At 52.6% G+C, this 21,860-nt stretch carries 25 protein-coding genes and 1 pseudogene; 16 read left to right on the plus strand and 10 right to left on the minus strand.

Annotated elements, in window-relative coordinates; all coding sequences use genetic code 11:
• From NA389_RS09695 to gstA, 7 genes and pseudogenes are all read left to right on the plus strand, one after another.
• Nucleotides 1–336 (plus strand): annotated as a pseudogene (locus tag NA389_RS09695) (electron transport complex subunit RsxC); the annotation flags it as partial.
• The gene (rsxD, locus tag NA389_RS09700) at nt 337–1,395 is read left to right on the plus strand and encodes an electron transport complex subunit RsxD (RefSeq protein WP_079917113.1); all 1,059 of its coding nucleotides are present in this window, start codon (nt 337–339) and stop codon (nt 1,393–1,395) included.
• Between the two features lie 3 nt (nt 1,396–1,398).
• Nucleotides 1,399–2,019, plus strand: a complete 621-nt coding sequence (rsxG, locus tag NA389_RS09705; protein WP_000920817.1) for an electron transport complex subunit RsxG — start codon at nt 1,399–1,401, stop codon at nt 2,017–2,019.
• Between the two features lie 2 nt (nt 2,020–2,021).
• A complete protein-coding gene (locus tag NA389_RS09710) occupies nt 2,022–2,714 on the plus strand; it encodes an electron transport complex subunit E (protein ID WP_001289628.1) in 693 nt (230 codons plus the stop codon).
• Nucleotides 2,714–3,349 carry an endonuclease III gene (gene nth, locus NA389_RS09715; protein ID WP_001030318.1) on the plus strand — a complete coding sequence of 212 codons (636 nt, stop codon included), beginning with the start codon at nt 2,714–2,716 and terminating at the stop codon, nt 3,347–3,349. The genes NA389_RS09710 and nth overlap by 1 nt, the downstream gene beginning before the upstream one ends.
• A gap of 601 nt (nt 3,350–3,950) precedes the next feature.
• A complete protein-coding gene (gene dtpA, locus NA389_RS09720) occupies nt 3,951–5,456 on the plus strand; it encodes a dipeptide/tripeptide permease DtpA (protein ID WP_000100909.1) in 1,506 nt (501 codons plus the stop codon).
• 104 nt (nt 5,457–5,560) lie between these two features.
• Nucleotides 5,561–6,166 carry a glutathione transferase GstA gene (gene gstA / locus NA389_RS09725; RefSeq protein ID WP_000765727.1) on the plus strand — a complete coding sequence of 202 codons (606 nt, stop codon included), beginning with the start codon at nt 5,561–5,563 and terminating at the stop codon, nt 6,164–6,166.
• A gap of 58 nt (nt 6,167–6,224) precedes the next feature.
• On the opposite strand, the gene pdxY is transcribed toward gstA, so the two are convergent.
• The 5 genes from pdxY to anmK form a co-directional block, all read right to left on the minus strand.
• Nucleotides 6,225–7,085, minus strand: a complete 861-nt coding sequence (pdxY, locus tag NA389_RS09730) for a pyridoxal kinase PdxY (protein ID WP_000789740.1) — start codon at nt 7,083–7,085, stop codon at nt 6,225–6,227.
• A 59-nt stretch (nt 7,086–7,144) separates the two neighbouring features.
• Nucleotides 7,145–8,419 carry a tyrosine--tRNA ligase gene (gene tyrS / locus NA389_RS09735; RefSeq protein WP_000168626.1) on the minus strand — a complete coding sequence of 425 codons (1,275 nt, stop codon included), beginning with the start codon at nt 8,417–8,419 and terminating at the stop codon, nt 7,145–7,147.
• 126 nt (nt 8,420–8,545) lie between these two features.
• Nucleotides 8,546–9,202 carry a pyridoxamine 5'-phosphate oxidase gene (gene pdxH, locus NA389_RS09740; RefSeq protein ID WP_001282334.1) on the minus strand — a complete coding sequence of 219 codons (657 nt, stop codon included), beginning with the start codon at nt 9,200–9,202 and terminating at the stop codon, nt 8,546–8,548.
• A 58-nt stretch (nt 9,203–9,260) separates the two neighbouring features.
• Complete coding sequence (gene mliC, locus NA389_RS09745) at nt 9,261–9,590, minus strand: C-type lysozyme inhibitor (RefSeq protein ID WP_001132086.1); 330 nt, start codon at nt 9,588–9,590, stop codon at nt 9,261–9,263.
• 87 nt (nt 9,591–9,677) lie between these two features.
• Nucleotides 9,678–10,799 (minus strand): anhydro-N-acetylmuramic acid kinase, encoded by a 1,122-nt coding sequence (anmK, locus tag NA389_RS09750; protein ID WP_000835018.1) that lies wholly within the window; start codon nt 10,797–10,799, stop codon nt 9,678–9,680.
• A 272-nt stretch (nt 10,800–11,071) separates the two neighbouring features.
• Here anmK and slyB point away from each other — a divergent pair, with 272 nt between their 5' ends.
• Complete coding sequence (slyB, locus tag NA389_RS09755; RefSeq protein ID WP_000597179.1) at nt 11,072–11,539, plus strand: outer membrane lipoprotein SlyB; 468 nt, start codon at nt 11,072–11,074, stop codon at nt 11,537–11,539.
• Nucleotides 11,540–11,586: 47 nt separating this feature from the next.
• On the opposite strand, the gene slyA is transcribed toward slyB, so the two are convergent.
• Nucleotides 11,587–12,027, minus strand: coding sequence for a transcriptional regulator SlyA (gene slyA, locus NA389_RS09760; protein ID WP_000764550.1), 441 nt, complete (start codon nt 12,025–12,027; stop codon nt 11,587–11,589).
• Between the two features lie 194 nt (nt 12,028–12,221).
• Here slyA and NA389_RS09765 point away from each other — a divergent pair, with 194 nt between their 5' ends.
• From NA389_RS09765 to NA389_RS09775, 3 genes are read left to right on the plus strand one after another with little or no spacing between them, the layout of a single operon-like run.
• Nucleotides 12,222–12,458, plus strand: a complete 237-nt coding sequence (locus NA389_RS09765) for a DUF1656 domain-containing protein (RefSeq protein WP_000649755.1) — start codon at nt 12,222–12,224, stop codon at nt 12,456–12,458.
• Nucleotides 12,459–12,460: 2 nt separating this feature from the next.
• Nucleotides 12,461–13,321: an efflux RND transporter periplasmic adaptor subunit gene (locus NA389_RS09770; RefSeq protein ID WP_001527784.1), complete on the plus strand. Its 861-nt coding sequence runs from the start codon at nt 12,461–12,463 to the stop codon at nt 13,319–13,321.
• On the plus strand, nt 13,321–15,360 hold the full coding sequence (locus NA389_RS09775) for an FUSC family protein (protein ID WP_000777616.1): 2,040 nt from the start codon (nt 13,321–13,323) through the stop codon (nt 15,358–15,360). Before NA389_RS09770 ends, NA389_RS09775 begins: the two co-directional genes overlap by 1 nt.
• On the opposite strand, the gene sodC2 is transcribed toward NA389_RS09775, so the two are convergent.
• From sodC2 to NA389_RS09790, 3 genes are all read right to left on the minus strand, one after another.
• Nucleotides 15,336–15,857 carry a superoxide dismutase [Cu-Zn] SodC2 gene (sodC2, locus tag NA389_RS09780; protein WP_000826827.1) on the minus strand — a complete coding sequence of 174 codons (522 nt, stop codon included), beginning with the start codon at nt 15,855–15,857 and terminating at the stop codon, nt 15,336–15,338. The two genes, NA389_RS09775 and sodC2, sit on opposite strands and share 25 nt — an antisense overlap.
• A 79-nt stretch (nt 15,858–15,936) precedes the next feature.
• Nucleotides 15,937–16,833 (minus strand): aldo/keto reductase, encoded by an 897-nt coding sequence (locus tag NA389_RS09785; RefSeq protein ID WP_000250715.1) that lies wholly within the window; start codon nt 16,831–16,833, stop codon nt 15,937–15,939.
• A 50-nt stretch (nt 16,834–16,883) separates the two neighbouring features.
• Nucleotides 16,884–17,123 (minus strand): DUF1289 domain-containing protein, encoded by a 240-nt coding sequence (locus tag NA389_RS09790; protein ID WP_001538148.1) that lies wholly within the window; start codon nt 17,121–17,123, stop codon nt 16,884–16,886.
• 102 nt (nt 17,124–17,225) lie between these two features.
• Between NA389_RS09790 and NA389_RS09795 the strand changes: the two genes are divergently transcribed.
• The 4 genes from NA389_RS09795 (at nt 17,226) to rnt (ending at nt 20,205) form a co-directional block, all read left to right on the plus strand.
• Nucleotides 17,226–17,825, plus strand: coding sequence for a TetR/AcrR family transcriptional regulator (locus tag NA389_RS09795; protein ID WP_001041823.1), 600 nt, complete (start codon nt 17,226–17,228; stop codon nt 17,823–17,825).
• A 58-nt stretch (nt 17,826–17,883) separates the two neighbouring features.
• Nucleotides 17,884–18,981, plus strand: a complete 1,098-nt coding sequence (locus NA389_RS09800) for an alkene reductase (RefSeq protein WP_000092927.1) — start codon at nt 17,884–17,886, stop codon at nt 18,979–18,981.
• A 68-nt stretch (nt 18,982–19,049) separates the two neighbouring features.
• A complete protein-coding gene (gene gloA / locus NA389_RS09805; RefSeq protein ID WP_001237791.1) occupies nt 19,050–19,457 on the plus strand; it encodes a lactoylglutathione lyase in 408 nt (135 codons plus the stop codon).
• A 100-nt stretch (nt 19,458–19,557) separates the two neighbouring features.
• Entirely contained in the window at nt 19,558–20,205 is a 648-nt protein-coding gene (rnt, locus tag NA389_RS09810) for a ribonuclease T (protein WP_001282270.1), read from the plus strand.
• A 77-nt stretch (nt 20,206–20,282) separates the two neighbouring features.
• On the opposite strand, the gene grxD is transcribed toward rnt, so the two are convergent.
• On the minus strand, nt 20,283–20,630 hold the full coding sequence (grxD, locus tag NA389_RS09815) for a monothiol glutaredoxin 4 (RefSeq protein ID WP_000108176.1): 348 nt from the start codon (nt 20,628–20,630) through the stop codon (nt 20,283–20,285).
• A gap of 335 nt (nt 20,631–20,965) precedes the next feature.
• Between grxD and NA389_RS09820 the strand changes: the two genes are divergently transcribed.
• Nucleotides 20,966–21,787 (plus strand): C40 family peptidase, encoded by an 822-nt coding sequence (locus tag NA389_RS09820; RefSeq protein WP_023223549.1) that lies wholly within the window; start codon nt 20,966–20,968, stop codon nt 21,785–21,787.
• The last annotated feature ends 73 nt before the right edge of the window (nt 21,788–21,860 follow it).

A 21,860-nucleotide genomic window follows, 5' to 3' on the forward strand; every position in this document is an offset into this window, starting at 1 on the left:
ATCGCCCGCGCCAAAGCCCGCAAGCAGGAGCAGCAGGCCGGAAGCGAACCTGCCGAACCGGTCGATCCGCGCAAAGCTGCGGTGGAGGCGGCTATCGCCCGCGCCAAAGCCCGCAAGCAGGAGCAGCAGGCCGGAAGCGAACCTGCCGAACCGGTCGATCCGCGCAAAGCCGCGGTGGAGGCGGCTATCGCCCGCGCCAAAGCCCGCAAGCAGGAGCAGCAGGCCGGAAGCGAACCTGTCGAACCGGCCGACCCGCGTAAAGCCGCGGTGGAAGCGGCCATCGCCCGCGTTCAGGCAAAAAAAGCAGCACAGCAGCAGGTTGTTAACGAGGATTAAATGGTATTCAGAATCGCAAGCTCGCCTTATACCCATAACCAGCGCCAGACATCGCGAATCATGTTGCTGGTATTAATCGCCTCTCTGCCGGGGATTGCCGCGCAGACGTGGTTTTTTGGTTGGGGAACGCTTTTCCAGATCGTTCTGGCTGCCATCACGGCGCTCGTCGCGGAAGCCATTGTCCTTAGACTGCGCAAACAATCGGTCGCCAGTCACCTACAGGATTATTCCGCGTTATTGACGGGGCTTTTGCTGGCGGTCAGCATCCCTCCGCTCGCGCCCTGGTGGATGGTCGTGCTGGGAACCGGATTCGCCATTATTATCGCTAAACAGTTATATGGCGGGCTGGGACAAAACCCCTTTAATCCGGCAATGATCGGTTACGTGGTGCTCTTAATCTCCTTTCCGGTGCAAATGACAAGCTGGTTGCCGCCTTATGAAATAGCCGCAACAACGCCCGATATGCTGGACACGTTGCGGATGATTTTTACCGGGCATACCGCCAGCGGCGGCGATATGACACTGCTACGTATTGGTATTGACGGTATCAGCCAGGCGACGCCGCTGGATACGTTTAAAACGTCCTTGCGCGCCGGGCACTCCGTTGAGCAAATCATGCAGTACCCGATATACAGCGGCGCGCTGGCTGGCGTGGGCTGGCAGTGGGTTAACCTCGCCTGGCTTGTCGGCGGCGTATTCCTGCTGTGGCAAAAAGCTATCCGCTGGCATATCCCGGTCAGTTTTCTACTGACGCTGGCGCTATGCGCCGCGTTAGGTTGGCTTTTTTCGCCCGCTACGCTGGCCTCGCCGCAGCTTCATCTGCTGTCAGGCGCCACCATGCTGGGCGCATTTTTTATCTTGACGGATCCGGTTACCGCCTCCACGACCAACCGTGGACGTTTAATTTTCGGCGCGCTGGCTGGGGTATTAGTGTGGCTGATTCGTAGCTTCGGCGGCTATCCGGACGGCGTTGCTTTTGCTGTCCTGTTGGCGAATATCACGGTTCCTCTGATCGACTACTACACGCGCCCCCGCGTCTATGGACATCGCAAAGGATAAACCATGCTGAAAACGATTCGTAAACACGGTATTACGCTGGCGCTTTTTGCCGCAGGTTCTACGGGATTGACTGCGGTGATTAATCAGATGACAAAATCAACCATCCACGAACAAGCGCTGCAACAACAGCATGCCCTGTTCGATCAGGTATTGCCGCCAGATCGTTACAATAATAATCTGCAAGATAGCTGTTATCTGGTCGATGCGCCCGCCCTCGGCAAAGGCACACATCGTGTTTTTATCGCTCGCAAGGATGATAAACCCGTAGCAGCCATCATTGAGGCCACCGCGCCAGATGGCTATTCCGGCGCTATCCAGCTTATTGTTGGCGCAGATTTCAACGGTACCGTCCTGGGGACGCGTGTGACGGAACATCATGAGACGCCAGGGTTAGGTGATAAAATTGAGCGCCGTTTGTCTGACTGGATTACCCACTTTAGCGGTAAAACCATCAGCGGTGAAAATGATACGCACTGGGCGGTGAAAAAGGATGGCGGTGATTTTGATCAATTTACCGGGGCGACAATAACGCCGCGCGCCGTGGTGAATGCGGTTAAACGCGCCGGGCTGTACGCCGAATCACTGCCCGCTCAGCTCCCCCATTTAACCGCCTGTGGAGAATAGCCATGAGCGAAATAAAAGACATTGTTGTTCAGGGGTTATGGAAAAATAACTCTGCTCTGGTGCAGCTACTTGGCCTGTGCCCTTTACTGGCGGTGACGTCTACGGCAACCAACGCTCTGGGGCTGGGTCTGGCCACAACGCTGGTATTAACGCTGACCAACCTTACGGTATCCGCACTACGTCGCTGGACGCCGGCAGAAATCCGTATCCCGATTTACGTTATGATCATTGCCTCGGTGGTAAGCGCAGTACAGATGCTGATCAATGCGTATGCGTTCGGTTTATATCAGTCTTTAGGGATTTTTATTCCGCTGATTGTAACGAACTGCATTGTTGTCGGTCGCGCCGAAGCGTTTGCCGCGAAAAAAGGACCGTGGCTTTCCGCGTTGGACGGTTTTTCCATCGGCATGGGCGCGACAGGCGCGATGTTCGTGCTGGGTTCGCTGCGCGAGATCCTCGGGAATGGTACGCTTTTCGATGGCGCGGATAGCCTGCTGGGAGGCTGGGCAAAAGTATTACGGGTCGAGATATTTCACACCGACTCGCCTTTCCTGCTGGCGATGCTGCCGCCAGGCGCGTTTATCGGCCTGGGGCTCATGCTGGCGGTAAAATATCTTATTGATGAAAAAATGAAGAAACGCCGCGCCGAAACCGCGCCTTCCGCTGTTCCGGCAGGTGAAACAGGGAAAGTCTGATGAACAAAGCAAAAAGGCTGGAAATTCTGACGCGCCTGCGCGACAACAATCCGCACCCCACAACGGAACTCAATTTCACGTCGCCGTTTGAGTTGCTGATTGCCGTGTTGCTTTCCGCGCAGGCAACCGACGTCAGCGTGAACAAGGCTACCGCCAAACTTTACCCGGTCGCCAATACGCCAGCCGCGATGCTGGAACTGGGCGTAGAAGGCGTGAAATCCTATATCAAAACCATCGGTTTATTTAACAGTAAAGCGGAAAACGTGATTAAGACCTGCCGTATTTTACTGGACAAGCATAATGGCGAAGTGCCGGAGGATCGGGCGGCGCTGGAAGCGCTTCCCGGCGTGGGCCGTAAAACCGCTAACGTGGTGCTAAATACCGCCTTCGGCTGGCCGACCATCGCCGTTGATACGCATATATTTCGTGTATGCAACCGAACACAGTTCGCGCCGGGTAAAAATGTCGAGCAGGTAGAAGAGAAGTTACTGAAAGTAGTGCCGAATGAGTTCAAAGTGGACTGCCATCACTGGTTAATTTTGCATGGCCGCTATACCTGTATCGCCCGAAAACCCCGCTGCGGCTCCTGCCTCATTGAAGACCTTTGCGAATACAAAGAAAAAGTCGATATTTGATATGCTCGGAGCGCGTCCGTCACGCCAGCGCGCTCCCACCTTCGGCTTGGATCTATTTTAGCCATCAATCATTCCAGTCTCTGTCCTTTTTCTGATGTAATGTGCTTTCGTTTTCCCTCCACGTCAGGTTAATCATTTTTTTAATCGCAAAAATTTCTATCTATCCGTGATCAGGATCACTTTGATAACTTCATGTGAAATTTAATGACATCTAAGGTTACATTTACAACCGGATAGACTGACGCCCCGTTTTCACTACAAAATATTACTCTGCCATTTTTTCAGATAATGGCCTATATCACTGCTTTTCACCTTAAATAGCAGAAGATATCGCCTTTCACCCAAACCAATGGCCTTTTTGCAGTGTAAAAATCTGCCATTCTTCAAATGAAGAAATTTAACGCTGGATAACATTTCTGACATCGGACGATTCAACCAGAAGAGTTATATGTAACAGATTATTACAAAGCTCTTGTCTGGAGAGGAAAGATAGTGAACATTACCTGCCGTTTCCCCTCCAATATAACAATCGGACGGATGAGTCTGACTCATCACGCGCCAGACAATCCCTGTTAATACGGGGCGTAAAAAAGAGGTAAAAGTGTCTACTGCAAACAAAAAACCAACTGAGAGCGTCAGTTTGAACGCTTTCAAACAACCGAAGGCGTTCTATCTCATCTTCTCGATAGAGTTATGGGAGCGTTTTGGTTATTACGGCCTGCAAGGCATTATGGCCGTCTACCTGGTAAAACAACTGGGTATGTCAGAAGCGGATTCCATCACCCTTTTCTCTTCCTTCAGTGCGCTGGTGTACGGCCTGGTCGCCATTGGCGGTTGGTTAGGTGATAAAATTCTGGGCACCAAACGCGTTATTATGCTGGGTGCCGTGGTGCTGGCTATCGGTTATGCGCTGGTCGCATGGTCTGGTCATGACGCTGGCATCGTCTATATGGGCATGGCGGCTATCGCTGTGGGTAACGGTCTGTTTAAAGCTAACCCGTCTTCCCTGCTGTCTACCTGTTACGCGAAGGACGATCCGCGTCTCGACGGCGCATTTACGATGTATTATATGTCCGTCAACATCGGCTCCTTCTTCTCTATGCTGGCGACGCCGTGGCTGGCGGCGCGTTATGGCTGGAGCACCGCGTTTGCGCTTAGCGTCGTCGGTATGCTGATAACCGTCGTTAACTTTGCTTTCTGCCAGCGTTGGGTGAAAAGCTACGGTTCCAAACCCGACTTTGAACCGATCAACTTCCGTAATCTGCTGCTGACAATCGTGGGTATTGTCGTTCTGATTGCGGTCGCCACCTGGCTGTTGCACAACCAGGATATCGCGCGTATGGTGCTGGGCGTAATCGCTCTTGGCATCGTCATTATCTTCGGTAAAGAAGCGTTTTCCATGCACGGCGCGGCTCGCCGTAAAATGATCGTCGCCTTTATTTTGATGCTGCAGGCGATTATCTTCTTCGTACTGTACAGCCAGATGCCGACGTCGCTGAACTTCTTTGCCATTCGTAACGTCGAGCACTCTATTCTCGGTATCGCGTTCGAACCGGAACAGTATCAGGCGCTGAACCCATTCTGGATCATTATCGGCAGCCCGATTCTGGCCGCTATCTATAACAGGATGGGCGATACGCTGCCGATGCCGATGAAATTCGCCATTGGTATGGTGCTGTGTTCCGGCGCGTTCCTGATTCTGCCGCTGGGCGCCAAATTTGCGAACGATGCCGGCATCGTATCCGTAAACTGGCTGATCGCAAGCTACGGCCTGCAAAGTATCGGTGAGCTGATGATCTCCGGTCTGGGACTGGCAATGGTCGCACAGTTGGTTCCGCAGCGTCTGATGGGCTTCATCATGGGTAGCTGGTTCCTGACAACGGCAGGCGCTAACATCATCGGCGGTTATGTCGCCAACCTGATGGCTGTGCCGAGCGACGTGACTGACCCACTGATGTCCCTGGAAGTCTATGGTCGCGTATTTATGCAGATTGGCATAGCAACCGCCGTTATCGCCATCCTGATGCTGCTGACAGCGCCTAAGCTGAACCGTATGACCCAGGACGATGATAACGCTGAAAAAGGCTCTAAAGCCGCTACAGTTTAATTTTCCGGGAAACAACATTCAGGCCGCTAACTGTGCGTTAGCGGCTTTTTTTTTGCTCGTCCCCGCACTACCATACTTTAAACCTCAGCAAAAAGGAGTTACCGATGAAACTGTTCTACAAACCGGGTGCCTGCTCTCTTGCTTCCCATATTACCCTGCGCGAAATTGGCAAAGACTTTACGCTTGATGGCGTCGATCTCGCAAAAAAACGCCTGGAAAACGGTGATGATTACCTGGCAGTCAACCCTAAAGGACAGGTTCCGGCTCTGCTGCTGGATGACGGCACACTGTTGACTGAAGGCGTCGCCATTATGCAGTACCTCGCCGACAGCGTTCCCGACCGCCAGCTTCTGGCGCCGGTAAGTAGTCTTGCTCGCTATCATACGCTGGAATGGCTCAACTATATTGCAACGGAACTGCATAAAGGCTTTACCCCGCTGTTCCGCCCTGACACGCCGGAAACACTTAAACCCGCCGTTCGCGCCGGTCTGGAAAAGAAATTGCAGTATGTGGATGAGTCGCTTTCAGACGACCAGTGGATTTGCGGCCAGCGTTTTACCATTGCAGACGCTTATCTGTTTACCGTATTGCGTTGGGCCTATGGCGTAAAACTGAATATGGACGGGTTAACGCATATTGAAAGTTATATGCAGCGTGTCGCAAAAAGACCGACCGTTGCGGCAGCGCTTAAAGCGGAAGGACTGAATTAATGTCATGTTGCCGGATAGCTCGCTGTAGCGCCATCCGGCCTCTTTTTAGCAGCAATAATTACAGCCGCGTTGCGCTGAAGTAATGTTCAGGGTTAGCGATCCTGTCCTGGGCCGCCACGACCTGCAGTTCGTATTCCTGCATCGTTTTGGTGGCGATCATAATCTCATAGACTGCCGCCGTAACGTGCTCCAGCGCCTGCTGCAACGTCGCGCCCTGCAAAAGTTTGACCAGCAATAAACCACTGGTGACATCGCCAACGCCAACCGGCTGACGTGAGCCGAAATCCACCAGCGGACGGCTAATATGCCAGGCTTCCTGCGCTGTCACCAGCAGCATTTCAAAGCGTTCTGAACTGTAACCGGCGCGGGCGAGATGTTTTACCAGTACAATTTCTGGCCCCTGAGCAATCAGTTCGCGCGCCGCCTGCACGGCGTCATCCACACTATTCACGCTATGTTTGCTGAGAATTTCCAGTTCAATCAGGTTAGGCGCGATAATATCGCTGGCGGGTAGCGCATAACGCACATGGAACTCTGCGACGCCAGGCGCCACGATACAGCCCTTTTCCGGATGCCCCATCACGGGATCGCAGAAATATTTTGCCTGCGGATTTGCCGCTTTAACCTGGCGCACAATACCGAGAATGTGTTCTCCCTGCTCGGCAGATCCCAGGTAACCGCTAAGTACGGCGTCGCAGTGCGCTAACTGGCCAATGTCCGCAATCCCCTGGACAATCTCAGTCAGATGGCTGGGCGGCATGACACAGCCGGTCCATTTACCATATTGCGTGTGGTTAGAAAACTGAACGGTATTCAGCGGCCAAACATTCGCGCCAAGACGGCGCATGGGAAATTCGGCGGCGCTGTTGCCCGCATGTCCGAAAACAACATGGGACTGGATAGCGAGGATATTCTTCATTTTTTTACCTGAACATCAAAAATAAGGGAGTGATTTCTCACTCCCTGTTACTTAATGCCTTATTTCCAGCAAATCAGACAATAGTTCTTTTTGCCGCGACGTAATAAGGTATAGCGGCCAAACAGACGGTCCTCATCGTTAAAGATGTATTCAGGATCGGATTGTTTTTCACCATTGATAGTGACAGCGTTGGAGGCGATAGTCTTACGCGCCTGACCACGTGACGGCTGGAGCTCGGCGTCTACCAGCGCCTGCATCAGGTCGGCGCCTTTTTCCATTTCAACCATCGGTACGCCGTCCTGCGCCAACTGCTCAAAGTCAGCTTCGCTCAGCGCGCTCAGTGAACCGCTGAACAGACATTCAGTGATCCGTTTCGCCGCGACCAGCCCTTCTTCACCATGAACCAGGCGCGTCACCTGCTCGGCCAGCACATACTGCGCGCGCGGCGCTTTCCCGCTGTTTTTATCTTCTTCTTCCAGGGCATTGATCTCTTCAATGTCCATAAAAGTGAAGAATTTCAGGAAGCGATAAACATCGGCATCTGCGGTGTTAATCCAGAACTGGTAGAATTTGTACGGACTGGTTTTCTTCGGATCCAGCCAGACAGCGCCGCCTTCGGTTTTACCGAATTTCGTGCCGTCAGCTTTGGTGATCAGTGGAACGGTCAAACCAAATACCTGATTCTGGTGCAGGCGACGGGTCAGGTCGATACCGGAAGTGATGTTCCCCCACTGGTCAGAACCGCCAATCTGTAAGGCAACGCCGTGCAGTTTATTCAGACAAGCGAAGTCGTACCCCTGTAGCAGGTTATAAGAGAACTCCGTGAAAGAGATACCCTGATCGTCACGGTTCAGACGCTGCTTCACCGCTTCTTTGTTGATCATCTGATTAACGGAAAAATGTTTACCGATATCGCGCAGGAAAGTCAGCACATTCATGCTGCCGAACCAGTCATAGTTATTGGCCGCGATAGCGGAGTTTTCGCCGCAATCAAAGTCCAGGAATGGGGCAACCTGTTTACGAATTTTCGCCACCCACTCCTGAACGGTCTCTTCAGTGTTCAGTTTACGCTCGGCGGCTTTGAAGCTCGGGTCGCCAATCAGACCGGTCGCGCCGCCTACCAGCGCAACAGGTTTGTGCCCTGCCTGCTGGAAGCGTTTCAGGCATAACAATGGAACCAGATGCCCCAAATGCAAGCTGTCAGCGGTAGGATCGAAGCCGCAATAGAGCGCGATCGGGCCTTGCGCCAGTCGCTCTGCCAACGCGTCTTCGTCCGTCACCTGGGCTACCAGCCCCCGCTCTTGCAATTGTTTAATCAAGTTACTGCTTGCCATCAAAATCTCCATGTATAAAACGACTGCACCTTTGCCGGTACACGACTTTTCGCCAGACGCGAAAGAGACATAGCATAAAACGGCGGATTCATCCGCACCAGTGCTTAAAACAAGATTTTTGCATCTTTAGGGCGCAAGACGGTCGATTTTCCATGCGCCGTCGTCGCGTTGGTATAAAAAGCGATCGTGCAGACGATGTTCGCCGCCCTGCCAGAACTCCATCTGTTCGATACTCACGCGAAAACCGCCCCAGAAGCTGGGTAACGGTACTTCGCCCTGTTGAAACTTCTGCTTGAGCTCCAGGAATTTGCTTTCGAGGATACCGCGCGCGGAAATGCGGCTGGATTGTTTAGAGACCCATGCGCCAATCTGGCTGTCGCGCGGACGGCTGTGGAAATACCTCACCACCTCAAGTGTGGAGAGACGCTCGGCTTTGCCTGTCACCATCACCTGGCGTTCAAGCATATGCCAGGGAAATAACAGGCTGATACGCGGATTGTGCTCAATCTGATGCGCCTTGCGGCTTCCCAGGTTGGTATAAAAGACCAGGCCTTTTTCATCATAATGCTTGAGCAATACAATACGCTGGTACGGTTGCCCCTTGTCATCTACGGTCGCCACGACCATTGCCGTCGGATCGGCCAGTCTGGCGTCGCACGCTTGCCCAAGCCAGCGCTCGAATAAGGTTAACGGTTCAGCGGGTAAATCGCGGCGACGCAAGCCGCCTTTCGTGTATTCACGGCGCAGATGCGCGATCTGCTGCAATTGGTCGTTATCAGACATGGCGTTGATCAGAAATAAACAGTGGGTGGCGCTATTGTGCGCCCCCATACTGAAAATCTCAACGCTTCGGATTTTGTAACTGACAGTTATTAAGCACAATTCTGTCTCGTTTATAGACCGTGGCGCTCTCGCCTTGCGACCAGAAAACATAAATCCCGTCGGTATAACGCGCGCCCGAGGCCGAGATTCCTTGCTTCAGGGTCAGCAGCTTATTGTCATAAACAAAACTGACCTCTTCACGCGGGTTATTGACTTTAACGGTAAGCGGCTTCTCATCACACTGGTATTCCAGCGTATCCGTTTGCATACGTTCAACAAATTGTTGATAAACGCTACAGCCGGTCAGCAGCACAGGTAAACACATTATTGCGATCTTTTTCATAGGCATATCCCGAAAGCTCTCCTGCTTCTGGAAGGGCAAATGCCCCTTCCTGACCTTGCTAGTTTACCGATATAGGGTCCGGGAAAAATTCAGTTAACTCTGAGTTATTGGGTTAGCCGGGTAAATAGCGCCTAAAACACTGGCTTCTGTAGCCCCCGTCACGGAAGGTAAATTTCCCGGCAGGCCCGCGAGCGTTCGCCAGGCAAGCCAGGCAAAGGCCAGCGCTTCCATATCATCGCCGTTGATCCCCGCCTTATCGGTGGTCGAAACCTCGATACCGGGCAACAGCGCCGCCAGACGGGCCATCACTAACGGATTCCGGCTTCCGCCGCCACAGACCATCAGCCGCTCGCAGCCGCCATTGAGCAGCACCTGTTGGGCGATGGAGACCGCCGTCAGCTCCGCCAGCGTGGCCTGTACATCGCGCGCGTCTGCGCCAGGGAAAGCCGTAAGATGACGCTCTAACCAGCCATAGTTGAAATATTCGCGTCCTGTACTTTTGGGCGCCGACGCAGCAAAGTACGGATCGCGCAACATCTTTTGCAGCAATGGAAGAATAACCTGACCTTCTTTCGCCCATGCCGCGTCTTTGTCGTAGGGCTGCGCGCATTGTCGCCAAATCCACGCATCCATCAACATATTACCCGGCCCCGTGTCGTACCCGCGCACCGCCTGCCCGGGGAAAAGCAGAGATAAATTGGCGATGCCGCCGATATTCAGGACCATACGTTTTTCCGTCGGATGTCCCAACAGCGCGTGATGGAAAGCGGGCACCAGCGGCGCGCCTTGTCCGCCCAGCGCAATATCCCGCCGCCGAAAATCGCCGACCACTGTAATCCCCGTATGGGCGACGATGTGATTATTATCGCCAATTTGCAACGTATGCGGGGCCTCGCCGGTCGGCTCATGCCAGACCGTTTGCCCATGACAACCAATGGCGACGATATCCCGCGGCTGCAAACGTTGTTGCGCTAACAGCGCATTAACCGCCTGTGCAAAAAGTCGGCCTAACTGGGTATCCAGCTGGCCGAGTTGCGAGAGCGTAAGCGGCTGTCCCTGGCAAATATCGAGAATGCCTTTTTTCAGATGAACGGGAATGGGCCAGGTGAGACTTGCCTGTTGCGCTACCATTGTTTCATCAATTGCCGCCAGTACAACATCCACGCCATCAAGGCTGGTCCCGGACATAACGCCAATAAAACGGCCCGATTTCATACCTCTTCCTTATTAAGCTGGGTTAAGCCTTAACACTCGGCATAACGTATTTTGCAATGCGATGCCCGCGTCACGTTTTTTGCCGTGCCGTCCACGGATATCAATGACCTATCTTTTCTTGCTTCCCACTTCGTTTAAGATTAGTTAATTAACTTCTGATTATGATTTTTACATTCTTTTGGCAGAAGATATGACCTTAACTGCATAAATGCCATATAATTTAGCTATAGGGATGCTGAAATAGCGTTTCGTGAAGAACAGGAGATGGGTAAATGATTAAACGTGTACTGGCCGTTTCACTGATGGGGTTATCCTTAGCGGGGTGTGTTAACAATGATAGCCTTTCGGGTGATGTTTATACCGCATCCGAGGCTAAACAAGTTCAGAATGTAACGTACGGTACTATCGTTAACGTTCGTCCGGTTCAAATTCAGGGCGGTGATGATTCTAACGTGATTGGCGCTATCGGCGGCGCGGTGTTGGGCGGATTCCTCGGCAACACTATCGGCGGTGGTACGGGTCGTTCACTGGCGACCGCGGCAGGCGCGGTGGCTGGCGGCGTAGCGGGCCAGGGCGTCCAGAGCGCAATGAATAAAACCCAGGGTGTGGAACTGGAAATTCGTAAAGACGATGGCAACACCATTATGGTTGTGCAGAAACAAGGAAATACGCGTTTCTCGGCAGGTCAGCGTGTCGTGCTGGCCAGCAATGGCAGCCAGGTTACTGTCTCTCCACGCTAAACCAGGCTTTACGTGTGGTCACATGGCCACACGTATGCCCCTGCACCTCAATCGTGAGAGTGCAATTCCATAATGTTGTGTTCAAGCTTGGCGATAAGTTTAATCAGAATCTCAATCTCCTCTGAAGAAATCCCAGCCAAAATTTCACCGCGCGTTTTATGAATGACCGCTTCCATCTCAGCGATCAGCGGCTCCGCTTTTTCGGTCAGTTTAATGCGCTTAGCGCGACGATCGCTGGCGCAGGTTTGCCGCGAAATTAGCCCCTTATCTTCAAGTTGATCCAACGTGCGTACCAGCGATGGCTGCTCAATGCCTATCGCTTTAGCCAATTGAATCTGCGACTGGTCAGGCGGCAATTGATGAATATTGTGCAACGTGACCCAATGTGTCTGCGTCAATTCCAGAGGCTTGAGGCGATGGTCAATCAGAGCACGCCAAATGCGCACTAACCGTGCCAGATCAGAACCTAGTGGCGATTCCAATTTCATCTCCTTATAATTAGCTTGCTAAGTTATTATGCTGATTTTAGAATAGTGTGCAGTATTTGTATTCTCAAAACAAATGTATTGCTAAATTTGCTTACCAATAGACATTTTTTCAGACATAGTGCGCACCTGGCACCTGTAGCTTCGGTTTTGGCTAAAACCAAAGCATCGATGTCTGACGCAAAGGAACATTGCTTGTGAAGTGTATACTCAACGCCACAGGATTGCCCTTACAAGATCTCATGTTGGGAGCATCTGTTTACTTTCCGCCATTCTTTAAAGCCTTTGCGCTTGGGTTCGTTATCTGGTTGTTTATTCACCGACTCCTGCGTGACCGGATATACTCTGATGAAATCTGGCATCCCCTGTTAATGGATCTCTCCCTCTTTACGCTTTGCGTATGTCTGGGCCTCGTTTTACTGATCGCGTGGTAAATATGTCCTTAAAAACAATAAAATATTTTTCTACTCTCATTGTCGCCGTCGTCGCCGTTCTGGCCGCGTGGTGGTTATGGAATTACTATATGCAGTCACCGTGGACGCGCGATGGTAAAATCCGCGCGGAACAGGTCAGCGTAACGCCACAGGTTTCTGGCAGCATTACCCAACTCAATATCAAAGATAATCAGTTCGTCAACGCCGGGGACGTTCTCTTTGTCATTGATAAAACGCCCTTCCATATTGCAGAACTTAACGCGCAGGCGCAGTTGGCCAAAGCGCAGTCCGATCTGGCAAAAGCGAATAATGAAGCCGATCGACGTCGACATTTATCGCGTAACTACATCTCTGCTGAAGATCTGGATAGTGCCAATCTGAATGTTAAAGCGATGCAGGCCAACGTAGATGTCGCACTGGCAACGTTAAAACAGGCGCAGTGGCAGCTTAGCCAGACGGAAGTAAAAGCGCCGGTATCCGGCTGGGTGACCAACCTTTCCACGCGTACCGGTGATTATGCCAGTACCGGTAAGCCGCTTTTCGCCCTGGTAGATAGCCATTCATTTTATGTAATGGGATATTTCGAAGAAACCAAACTACGCCATATCCGCGAAGGTGAGCCTGCATTAATAACACTGTATAGTGGCAATATTAAGTTACAGGGTCACGTTGGCAGTATCGGGCGCGCTATTTACGACCAAAGCGTGGAAAGCGACTCCGGTTTAGTGCCCGATATCAAACCCAACGTACCGTGGGTACGTCTGGCGCAACGCGTACCGGTACGTATCGAATTTGACGCTTTGCCGCAGGATATCACGCTCGTCTCCGGCACTACCTGCAGCGTAGCCATTGGACAGCGGTAATGAAACTATCCCTGCCGGCCCTGCGAAATACGCCCTGGTTTAAAGCGACCTCCGGCCAGTGGCGTTACGCGTTGCGCAATACCATTGCTATGTGTCTCGCGCTGACATTCGCTTATTATCTCAATCTGGATGAGCCCTACTGGGCGATGACTTCGGCCGCAGTGGTGAGCTTTCCGACCGTAGGCGGCGTAATCAGTAAAAGTCTGGGGCGTATTGCCGGGAGTTTACTCGGCGCGACCGCCGCGTTAATTATTGCCGGCCATACGCTGAATGAACCCTGGTTGTTCTTATTTAGCATGGCCGCCTGGATCGGTTTTTGTACCTGGGCCTGCGCGCATTTTACCAATAATGCCGCTTATGCTTTCCAGTTGTCCGGCTACACGGCGGCAATCATCGCGTTCCCGATGGTTAATATTGTAGAAATCACGCAGTTGTGGGATATCGCCCAGGCACGTGTATGTGAAGTTATCGTCGGCATCCTCTGTGGCGGCATGATGATGATGATCCTGCCCAGCACATCGGATGGCACAGCCCTGCTCACCGCGTTGAAAAACATGCATGCGCGCTTGCTGGAACATGCCAGTCTACTTTGGCAGCCGGAGACTACCGACGCCATCCGCTCCGCGCATGAGGGCGTCATTGGGCAAATCCTGACCATGAACCTGCTGCGTATTCAGGCCTTCTGGAGTCACTACCGTTTTCGCCGCCAGAATGCATTGCTAAATGCATTGTTACACCAGCAATTACGGCTAACCAGCGTGATCTCCAGTCTGCGTAGAATGCTTTTAAACTGGCCGACGCCGCCGGAAAACAGCCGCGAAGTTATTGAACAACTCTTAGCTGCGCTGGCGAAACCGCGCGCGGACAGCTACACCGTGGCGCGGATTATTGCGCCGCTACGCCCGCAGGATGAACAGGATTATCGTCACCTCGCGTTCTGGCAGCGATTACGCTATTTTTGCCAGCTATATCTGCGCAGCAGCCGCCAGTTATATCTGATCGAAAGCGGCGCGCCGGTGGATCAAATCCATATCCGCCGCACTCCCGGCCTTGCGCGGCATACGGATAACGCAGAGGCCATCTGGAGCGGCGTGCGTACCTTTTGCACGCTCACGGTGATTGGCGCCTGGAGTATTGGCGCGCAATGGGAATCCGGGCCCGGCGCATTAACCCTGGCGGCGATCAGTTGCGTCCTCTACTCCATCGTCGCCACGCCGTTTAAGTCGCTCACCTTATTAATGCGTACTTTAGTGCTGCTGTCCTTATTCAGCTTCGTGGTGAAATTTGGCCTGATGGTGCAAATCACCGATCTGTGGCAATTCTTGCTTTTCCTTTTTCCGCTGTTCGTCACGATGCAACTGCTTAAACTGCAGATGCCTAAGCTGGCGGGACTGTGGGGGCAGCTTATCGTTTTTATGGGCTCATTCATCGCCGTGACCAACCCGCCGGTGTACGACTTCGCCGACTTCCTTAACGATAATACCGCCAAGATCGTCGGCGTCGCGATTTCCTGGCTGGCGTTTGCGATTTTGCGCCCCGGTTCCGATGCCGTAAAAAGTCGCCGCCATATCCGCGCGCTACGCCGGGATTTCGTCGATCAGCTTAGCCGTCATCCTTCCCATAGCGAAAGCGAGTTTGAATCGCTGACCTATCATCACGTCAGTCAGCTCAGCAATAGCCAAGATGCGCTGGCGCGCCGGTGGTTATTACGTTGGGGAGTGGTACTGCTGAACTGCTCGCATGTGGTGTGGCAGCTGCGCGCCTGGGAGTCGCGTTCCGATCCGCTTTCCCGGGTGCGGGATATTTGTATATCCCTGCTGCGTGATGTGATGAGCGAGCGCGGCGTGCAGCAACGCCCGCTTGCCGTCACGCTACAGGAATTACAGCGTATCTGCGACACGCTCGCACATCATCATCAGCCCGCCGCGCATGAGCTGGCGGCGATTATCTGGCGTTTACACTGTTCGCTGTCGCAGCTGGAACAGGCTCCAGCGCAGGGAACACTGTCTCCGGGTTATTTAATGACGCCGCAGGCGTAACGCATTCCGCCGCCGCCGAGCGGTTTCGGCTGATCGGACATGTTATCGCCGCCCACATGGATCATGAGCGCTTTATCTTTCACTTCATCAAGAGACTTCAGACGCGGCGCAGTAACCGGTTCGGTGGCGATACCATCATTATTAACGACTAACACCGGGAGGTCGCCCAGATGCCCCTGACCTTCCGGTCCTTCATGCTTACCGGTATTTTGTGGGTCCAGATGACCACCAGCGGCTTCTGCGGCAACCGCTTTGCCATCTTTAATCGCGGGCTGGCAGCTACCGTTGACATGAATGTGAAAACCATGCTCGCCCGGCGGTAACGCTTTAAGGTGTGGGGTAAATTTTAAGCCGCCTTCGGTTTCATCGACGACGACGGTGCCGATAGACTGTCCTACGCCTTGCGCCGTCACCAGGTTCATCTCTACTTTCTCGCTGGCGGCCTGCGCACCCGCACAGGCCAGCAGCGTCACCATCGCTAAACTTAATCGCTTCATAAAACCTCCGTTACATGTGGTCGTCTGTTAAGTGTAAACCACTGGCGAAAACATGAACGGAAAGTCAACGAGTTGGCGATTACGGCACGTCATAACCCAGTGCCGCCTTGCGGATTCGGAACCACTGTTGACGCGACAATGACAGCGTTTCCGCTTCTAGTGCAGCGCGTACGCGTTCGATTTTACCCGAGCCAATAATCGGCAGCGGCTGCGACGGCAAACGTAAAATCCAGGCATAGACCACCTGTTCAATAGAACTGGCGTTGAGTTCTTGCGCGATAACGGAAAGTTCCTGGCGCAACGGCTGATAAGCCTCATCATTAAACAGCCGACCGCCGCCAAGACATGACCAGGCCATCGGACGAATACGCAGTTGCTGTAATTGATCTAATGTGCCGTCCAGCAACAAAGGCTGATGAACCGGCGAGATCTCCACCTGATTGGTCGCCAGGGTGAACGGCAGGCGCGATTGCAGCAACGTAAATTGCGCTGGCGTAAAATTAGAAACGCCAAAATGGCGCACTTTGCCGCTTTGGTGCAGATGTTGAAACGCCTCGGCGACGTCATCCGCATCCATTAACGGATCGGGACGGTGAATTAACAACATATCCAGATAATCTGTCGCCAGATTTTTTAATGACTGTTCGGCGCTCAGAATAATATGGCGGCGATCGGTAATATAATGACCGAGCCTATTTTCCGCTCTGGCGGTGGTCGCAATACCGCATTTGGTAACGATTTGCAGTTTTTCCCGCAAATGCGGCGCCAACGTTAGCGCCGCGCCAAACGCCGCTTCGCATTGATAACCGCCATAAATGTCCGCATGGTCAACGGTAGTGACGCCCAAATCCAGATGTTCTTCGATAAAACTCACTAACTGACGCGCGGACATATTCCAGTCCATCAAACGCCAGTAACCCATGACAAAACGCGAAAACTCCGGGCCTTGTGGAGCGATGGTGACACGCTGAACCATAACAGATTCCTCATAGAGTATAATGAGGTTGAGTATACGCAATTCCGCGTTTAAAAGAGTGAAGGTTGTTGAGGATCTTCCGATGGGAGAGGCTTATTTGCGCGTATTTTACGCAAGAAACGCTGGCGACAAAGCCGCAGTACATTTTGTTTCTCGGCATCGCTCATTTTTTGCCAGTTAAACCGTTCGTCGCGGCTGCGCATACATCCCCGACAAAAGCCACGCTCATCAGACTGGCAGATACCGCGACATGGGCTTGCTACAGGAAAAAACTCCAACTGCTCGGCCACATCCCCTCCTCAACGTTTGGCGCTTATGACTATTGAAGACGCTAACTGACATTATGGCAACTCTGCTTGCAGTAGACCGACTGGTCTACTATACTGCCTGTCATGAATAAGCAAACCGAACACGATACCCGCGAACATCTGCTGGCCACCGGCGAGCAGCTTTGTATGCAACGGGGTTTTACCGGCATGGGGCTTAGCGAGTTGCTCAAAACCGCCCAGGTGCCTAAAGGGTCGTTTTATCACTACTTTCGCTCGAAAGAAGCCTTCGGCGTCGCCATGCTTGAACGACATTACGCCTGCTATCATCAGCGTCTTACGGCGCACTTCACCTCCGGTCCCGGTAATCATCGCGATCGTCTTCTCGCCTGGTATCAGGAAACGTTAAAGCAGTTTTGCCAGCAAGGCGCCATCAGCGGTTGCCTGACGGTGAAACTGTCAGCGGAAGTCTGCGATCTGTCGGAGGATATGCGCTCTACGATGGATAAAGGGGCGCAGGAGATCATGGCACTGCTTGCACGCGCGCTGGAAGATGGCCGTAATAGCCACTGTTTACATTTCACCGGCCAGCCGTTGCCACAGGCGCAGGTACTTTATGCCCTGTGGCTGGGCGCCAATTTGCAGGCCAAAATATCCCGTAGCGCCGCGCCGCTGGAAAATGCGTTGGCGCATGTTAAGACCATCATTGCAACGCCTGAGCAGTAACAGGCGTTTTTATTTCCTTTATTACAAGACGACCGGTCTACTTATATCAGGAGCCACTATGTCATCAGCAAAATTGTTTACCCCCCTCAAGGTGGGTGCCATCACGGCGACAAATCGCGTATTTATGGCGCCTTTGACGCGTTTGCGGAGTATTGAACCGGGCGACATTCCTACGCCGTTAATGGCGGAATATTACCGTCAACGCGCCAGCGCCGGATTGATCATCAGCGAAGCCACACAAATCTCCGCACAGGCGAAAGGCTATGCCGGCGCACCGGGATTACACAGCGATGAGCAGATCGCCGCCTGGAAAAAAATCACTCAGGGAGTCCATGCCCAGGGCGGCCATATGGCGGTGCAACTGTGGCATACGGGCCGTATTTCACACGCCAGCCTGCAACCAGGCGGACAAGCGCCCGTCGCGCCATCCGCTATCAATGCGGGAACCCGCACCTCTTTGCGTGATGAAAACGGCCAGGCCATCCGCGTAGAGACTTCCACGCCGCGCGCGCTGGATACTCACGAGATTCCAGGGATCGTCAACGATTTCCGCCAGGCTATCGCCAATGCCCGAGAGGCAGGCTTCGATCTGGTGGAGCTGCACTCCGCGCACGGTTATCTGCTGCACCAGTTCCTCTCACCGTCTTCTAATCACCGTACCGATCAGTACGGCGGCAGCGTAGAGAATCGCGCCCGTCTGGTGCTGGAGGTGGTTGATGCCGGCATTAAGGAATGGGGCGCGGACCGTATCGGCATCCGCCTTTCTCCTGTCGGCACTTTCCAGAATGTCGATAACGGCCCGAATGAAGAAGCTGACGCCCTTTATCTGATTGAAGCGTTAGGCAAACGCGGCATTGCTTATCTGCATATGTCTGAACCAGACTGGGCGGGCGGCGAACCGTACAGCGACGCGTTCCGTGAAAAAGTGCGCGCACGTTTCCACGGTCCCATCATCGGCGCTGGTGCCTATACGCCAGAAAAAGCGGAAGATCTGATCGAAAAAGGGCTGATTGACGCCGTGGCGTTTGGTCGCGATTACATCGCTAACCCGGATCTGGTAGCGCGTCTGCAATGTAAAGCGAAACTCAATCCACAGCGTCCCGAAAGTTTTTATGGCGGCGGCGCGGAAGGCTACACTGACTACCCTACTCTGTAATTTCATTGATAGCGGCCTCACATCGCCGCTATACTTTGAATATCTTGACTATTTTAAGGACAACGAAAATGCGTTTATTGCATACTATGCTGCGCGTCGGCGATTTGCAGCGTTCCATCGCTTTTTACACTAACGTTATGGGCATGAAATTGCTGCGTACCAGTGAGAATCCGGAATACAAATACTCGCTGGCCTTTGTGGGATATGGTCCGGAAACGGAAGAAGCGGTCATCGAACTAACCTATAACTGGGGCGTTGAGAGCTACGACATGGGTAATGCGTACGGGCATATCGCGCTGAGCGTTGACAATGCTGCTGAAGCCTGTGAACGCATTCGTCAGAACGGCGGCAACGTGACCCGTGAAGCGGGGCCGGTAAAAGGCGGTTCGACCATCATCGCCTTCGTTGAAGATCCGGATGGCTATAAAATCGAATTGATTGAAGCTAAAGACGCAGGCCGCGGTCTGGGTAACTGATCCCCCGCCGGGCGCAGGTCACTGCGCCCGTTGTTTTACTGCATCCCGGCGTAAAATTTGCCATAATACGCGCTGCATTTTTTCGTATTAAGAGACTCAGATGTCCGATAACGCTCAACTTTCCGGTCTGTGCGACCGTTTTCGTGGTTTTTATCCTGTCGTCATCGACGTTGAAACTGCAGGATTTAACGCTAAAACCGATGCGCTGCTCGAAATCGCCGCCATCACGCTGAAAATGGATGAACAAGGCTGGCTGATGCCGGACATGACGCTGCATTTCCATGTGGAGCCATTCGCTGGAGCCAACTTACAGCCGGAAGCGCTCGCGTTTAACGGTATCGATCCCTCTAACCCGCTACGCGGCGCGGTGAGTGAATATGAGGCGCTACACGCTATTTTCAAAATGGTGCGTAAAGGTATCAAAGAAAGCGGTTGTAGCCGCGCCATTATGGTCGCGCATAACGCCACTTTTGATCACAGTTTTATGATGGCCGCCGCAGAGCGCGCCTCGCTGAAACGTAACCCGTTTCATCCGTTCGTCACCTTTGATACCGCGGCATTGAGCGGACTGGCGCTGGGACAAACGGTGTTATCAAAAGCGTGCCTGGCGGCAGGTATGGAGTTTGACGGCGAAAAGGCCCATTCCGCTTTGTATGATACCGAGCGGACAGCGGTACTGTTTTGTGAAATCGTCAATCGCTGGAAGCGCCTGGGCGGCTGGCCGTTACCTTTGCCGACGGACAAATAACGTGGCTAACGACGCCGCTTTTGCTCACGATGGCAGTAAAAAAGCGACCTTTACAGGTCGCTTTCTCCTTTCACAGATTACTCTGCGTCCGGCTCCTGAGTTTTATATTTTGCCGCAGTTTCTTTAATAAGCTGCTGCAACTCACCACGCTGATACATTTCAATCACAATATCACACCCGCCGACCAGCTCGCCGTCCACCCACAGTTGTGGGAATGTCGGCCAGTTGGCATATTTCGGTAATTCAGCGCGAATATCCGGGTTTTGCAGGATATCAACATAGGCAAAACGTTCCCCGCAGGCTGAAAGCGCCTGAACGGCCTGCGCAGAGAAACCACAGCTTGGCAGTTTCGGTGAACCTTTCATATACAGGAGAATCGGGTTTTCAGCGATCTGGCGCTGAATTTTTTCGATAGTGGTGCTCATTGTCTCGCTTCCTTAAACTACTTTTACGACTGAAGCCTGTCATTGTAACGGGTCAGGCTGGCAACGGAAAATAACATTTTCATCATGCCTTATTATTTTACCGTCTGCGGGAATAAGTTGTATACAAAATATCTTTTAAGCGGGTTGCCACGCAGTGATTTGTAGATAACGCGTTCGTGTTTAGCATTAATTGCTATTTTTTTTACATCTGTTAACGAAACACAGCTTCAGAAACCAAAAGCAATTACCAATCTGTGCTTTTGTAGATTAGAATTATCAGGTTTTGTAAATCATACGCAGGCATGAATCGCCTGCCTTTAACAGAGGATTGCTCAGTGGCGCGGATAAACAAAATCTCGATCACGCTCTGTGCTTTACTTTTTACTACTCTCCCTTTTACGCCAATGGCCCATGCTTCCAGGCAAGCCAAAGCGACGCCTGCTGTTTCTCATGTCACGAAAACGGCAGATAAAAAGAAAAGCACAACGAAAAAGATCAGTAAGACCAACAAAAAAAACGTAAAAAAAACCTCAAAAACCAGCCGTTCTTCTTCCGCTTCTACGCCAAAACGTACCACCGCCTCCACGAAATCTCGTCATACGACGCATCGTCGTAACAGAACCGCGCCCACGTCAATCGCCGCCCTCGACGTAACGGAAAAATGCACGACGCGTAAAGGCCGTAAGCCGCACTGCGTGAAGGGGAAAGGAACATTGCCGGTCTCTATTGCCGATGCGCATCGTGCAAAAGTACAAAAAGCGACGAAAACCGCGATGTCCAAGCTCATGAATCAGATTGGTAAACCGTATCACTGGGGAGGCGCGTCGCCGCGCACCGGTTTTGATTGCAGCGGTCTGGTGTATTATGCCTATAAAGATTTAGTGAAGATCCGTATCCCCCGAACGGCGAATGAGATGTATCACCTGCGTGACGCGGCGCCCATTGAGCGTAGCGAGTTGAAAAACGGCGATCTGGTGTTCTTCCGTACGCAGGGGCGCGGCACCGCCGATCACGTTGGCGTCTATGTCGGCAACGGTAAGTTTATCCAGTCTCCGCGCAGCGGTCAGGAAATTAAGATCACCTCACTGAACGAAGAGTACTGGCAGCGTCATTATGTCGGCGCCCGTCGGGTGATGACGCCTAAAACAATTCGCTAATATTTTATCCTGTCGTTTAACGACAGGATAACTTCTTCTTTTGCGCCACCTCTCAATTTGCTACCCTATCCTT

The sequence above is a fragment of the Salmonella sp. NW645 genome (assembly GCF_051703725.1).
Lineage (GTDB): Bacteria > Pseudomonadota > Gammaproteobacteria > Enterobacterales > Enterobacteriaceae > Salmonella > Salmonella enterica.